The sequence below is a fragment of the Vibrio sp. WZ-1 genome (assembly GCF_052037695.1).
Lineage (GTDB): Bacteria > Pseudomonadota > Gammaproteobacteria > Enterobacterales > Vibrionaceae > Vibrio.
Window position 1 is genome coordinate 1 of the sequence record NZ_JBQEQR010000072.1, and the last position, 3,865, is coordinate 3,865.

Consider the following 3,865-nt stretch of genomic DNA (forward strand, 5'->3'; position numbering starts at 1 on the left):
CCACTTTGTGGTTCATGACTGGGGTGAAGTCGTAACAAGGTAGCGCTAGGGGAACCTGGCGCTGGATCACCTCCTTATACGATGATTACTCACGATGAGTGTCCACACAGATTGATACGGTTTATAAGTAAAAGAGACGAAGATATCCCAATATCTTCAATCCAGTGTCCCGTTCGTCTAGAGGCCTAGGACACCGCCCTTTCACGGCGGTAACAGGGGTTCGACTCCCCTACGGGATACCATTGGGTCGTTAGCTCAGTTGGTAGAGCAGTTGACTTTTAATCAATTGGTCGCAGGTTCGAATCCTGCACGACCCACCATTCTTCTCCACGAAGAATCAAAACTTATGTGGGCGATTAGCTCAGTTGGGAGAGCACCTGCCTTACAAGCAGGGGGTCACTGGTTCGAGCCCGGTATCGCCCACCATTCTCTAAGTATTTTTGGATTACAATTCCAAACCACTTCAATAAAACGGATGTGGTTAGAATCTTCGACTCTGAAAGTCTTTAGAAAATGTACTTCCTTGTGAAGAAACATAGCTCTTTAACAATTTGGAAAGCTGACAAATCAACAATTTATTGTTGATTGTAAAGTTCTCAATGTTTGTCTTTATGACAAACACCAATAAAACACATTCAAGTGTTCTTGGAATTTGAGTCCGGCAAAATCGAGTCTGCATCATGTATAAAAATTGCAGACAACTTTGGTGATTTGATTATCACAACTCGAAACTCCTTCGGGTTGTATGGTTAAGTGACTAAGCGTACACGGTGGATGCCTTGGCAGTCAGAGGCGATGAAGGACGTATTAACTTGCGATAAGCCCAGATTAGGTAGTAAAAACCATTTGAGTCTGGGATTTCCGAATGGGGAAACCCACTTGCATAAGCAAGTATCCTGTTGTGAATACATAGCAACAGGAGGCGAACCGGGGGAACTGAAACATCTAAGTACCCCGAGGAAAAGAAATCAACCGAGATTCCGAAAGTAGCGGCGAGCGAAATTGGACTAGCCCTTAAGCTTTATATGCGTTAGACGAACGGTCTGGAAAGTCCGGCGATACAGGGTGATAGCCCCGTAGTTGACAACGCACATTCAGTGAAATCGAGTAGGGCGGGACACGTGATATCCTGTCTGAATATGGGGGGACCATCCTCCAAGGCTAAATACTACTGACTGACCGATAGTGAACCAGTACCGTGAGGGAAAGGCGAAAAGAACCCCTGTGAGGGGAGTGAAATAGAACCTGAAACCGTGTACGTACAAGCAGTAGGAGCACCTTCGTGGTGTGACTGCGTACCTTTTGTATAATGGGTCAGCGACTTATATTCAGTGGCAAGGTTAACCATCTAGGGGAGCCGTAGCGAAAGCGAGTGTTAACTGCGCGACTTAGTCTCTGGATATAGACCCGAAACCAGGTGATCTAGCCATGGGCAGGTTGAAGGTTGAGTAACATCAACTGGAGGACCGAACCGACTAATGTTGAAAAATTAGCGGATGACTTGTGGCTAGGGGTGAAAGGCCAATCAAACCTGGAGATAGCTGGTTCTCCCCGAAAGCTATTTAGGTAGCGCCTCGGACGAATACTACTGGGGGTAGAGCACTGTTAAGGCTAGGGGGTCATCCCGACTTACCAACCCTTTGCAAACTCCGAATACCAGTAAGTACTATCCGGGAGACACACGGCGGGTGCTAACGTCCGTCGTGGAGAGGGAAACAACCCAGACCGCCAGCTAAGGTCCCAAATTATAGCTAAGTGGGAAACGATGTGGGAAGGCTTAGACAGCTAGGATGTTGGCTTAGAAGCAGCCATCATTTAAAGAAAGCGTAATAGCTCACTAGTCGAGTCGGCCTGCGCGGAAGATGTAACGGGGCTAAGCTATAAACCGAAGCTGCGGCAATGAAGTTTACTTCATTGGGTAGGGGAGCGTTCTGTAAGCCGTTGAAGGTGTGTTGTAAAGCATGCTGGAGGTATCAGAAGTGCGAATGCTGACATGAGTAACGATAAAGGGGGTGAAAAACCTCCTCGCCGGAAGACCAAGGGTTCCTGTCCAACGTTAATCGGGGCAGGGTAAGTCGACCCCTAAGGCGAGGCCGAAAGGCGTAGTCGATGGGAAACGGGTTAATATTCCCGTACTTCTTACAATTGCGATGGGGGGACGGAGAAGGCTAGGTGGGCCTGGCGACGGTTGTCCAGGTTCAAGTGTGTAGGCTGAAGAGTTAGGTAAATCCGGCTCTTCTTAAGGCTGAGACACGACGTCGAGCTACTACGGTAGTGAAGTCATTGATGCCATGCTTCCAGGAAAAGCCTCTAAGCTTCAGATTGTAAGGAATCGTACCCCAAACCGACACAGGTGGTCGGGTAGAGAATACCAAGGCGCTTGAGAGAACTCGGGTGAAGGAACTAGGCAAAATGGTACCGTAACTTCGGGAGAAGGTACGCTCTCGACGGTGAAGTCCCTCGCGGATGGAGCTATTGAGAGTCGCAGATACCAGGTGGCTGCAACTGTTTATTAAAAACACAGCACTGTGCAAAATCGTAAGATGACGTATACGGTGTGACGCCTGCCCGGTGCCGGAAGGTTAATTGATGGGGTTAGACTTCGGTCGAAGCTCTTGATCGAAGCCCCGGTAAACGGCGGCCGTAACTATAACGGTCCTAAGGTAGCGAAATTCCTTGTCGGGTAAGTTCCGACCTGCACGAATGGCGTAATGATGGCCACGCTGTCTCCACCCGAGACTCAGTGAAATTGAAATCGCTGTGAAGATGCAGTGTACCCGCGGCTAGACGGAAAGACCCCGTGAACCTTTACTACAGCTTGGCACTGAACATTGACCCTACATGTGTAGGATAGGTGGGAGGCTTTGAAACCAGCACGCCAGTGTTGGTGGAGCCGTCCTTGAAATACCACCCTTGTAGTGTTGATGTTCTAACGTCGACCCCTTATCGGGGTTACGGACAGTGCCTGGTGGGTAGTTTGACTGGGGCGGTCTCCTCCCAAAGAGTAACGGAGGAGCACGAAGGTGGGCTAATCACGGTTGGACATCGTGAGGTTAGTGCAATGGCATAAGCCCGCTTGACTGCGAGAATGACAATTCGAGCAGGTGCGAAAGCAGGTCATAGTGATCCGGTGGTTCTGTATGGAAGGGCCATCGCTCAACGGATAAAAGGTACTCCGGGGATAACAGGCTGATACCGCCCAAGAGTTCATATCGACGGCGGTGTTTGGCACCTCGATGTCGGCTCATCACATCCTGGGGCTGAAGTCGGTCCCAAGGGTATGGCTGTTCGCCATTTAAAGTGGTACGCGAGCTGGGTTTAGAACGTCGTGAGACAGTTCGGTCCCTATCTGCCGTGGGCGTTGGAAGATTGAAGGGGGCTGCTCCTAGTACGAGAGGACCGGAGTGGACGAACCTCTGGTGTTCGGGTTGTGTCGCCAGACGCATTGCCCGGTAGCTAAGTTCGGAATCGATAACCGCTGAAAGCATCTAAGCGGGAAGCGAGCCCTGAGATGAGTCTTCCCTGATACTTTAAGTATCCTAAAGGGTTGTTCGAGACTAGAACGTTGATAGGCAGGGTGTGTAAGCGTTGTGAGGCGTTGAGCTAACCTGTACTAATTGCCCGTGAGGCTTAACCATACAACACCCAAGGGGTTTTGATGGACTCAATGAAAGAACATTGAATGTGTTAAGAACGAAAACAGCTTTCCGAATTATTCGATTTGCAAGCAAATCTCACCCTAAAGGGCCGCACTAAAGTGCGTTTGAATTTGCGAGCAAATTGATAAAGAATTTGCTTGGCGACCATAGCGATTTGGACCCACCTGATTTCCATTCCGAACTCAGAAGTGAAACGAATTAGCGCC

Annotated in this window: 3 tRNA genes and 3 rRNA genes; all 6 read left to right on the forward strand. The window is 49.4% G+C overall.

What is annotated here, in order from left to right:
• Window positions 1–77: ribosomal RNA gene (locus ACTS60_RS10150) — 16S ribosomal RNA — on the forward strand; the annotation flags it as partial.
• Between the two features lie 89 nt (window positions 78–166).
• Window positions 167–242 (forward strand) — tRNA-Glu (locus ACTS60_RS10155).
• Window positions 243–244: 2 nt separating this feature from the next.
• Window positions 245–320: transfer RNA gene (locus ACTS60_RS10160), tRNA-Lys, on the forward strand.
• A 30-nt stretch (window positions 321–350) separates the two neighbouring features.
• Window positions 351–426, forward strand: a tRNA-Val gene (locus tag ACTS60_RS10165).
• 321 nt (window positions 427–747) lie between these two features.
• Window positions 748–3,638: ribosomal RNA gene (locus tag ACTS60_RS10170) — 23S ribosomal RNA — on the forward strand.
• Window positions 3,639–3,795: 157 nt separating this feature from the next.
• A 5S ribosomal RNA gene (gene rrf / locus ACTS60_RS10175) occupies window positions 3,796–3,865 on the forward strand; the annotation flags it as partial.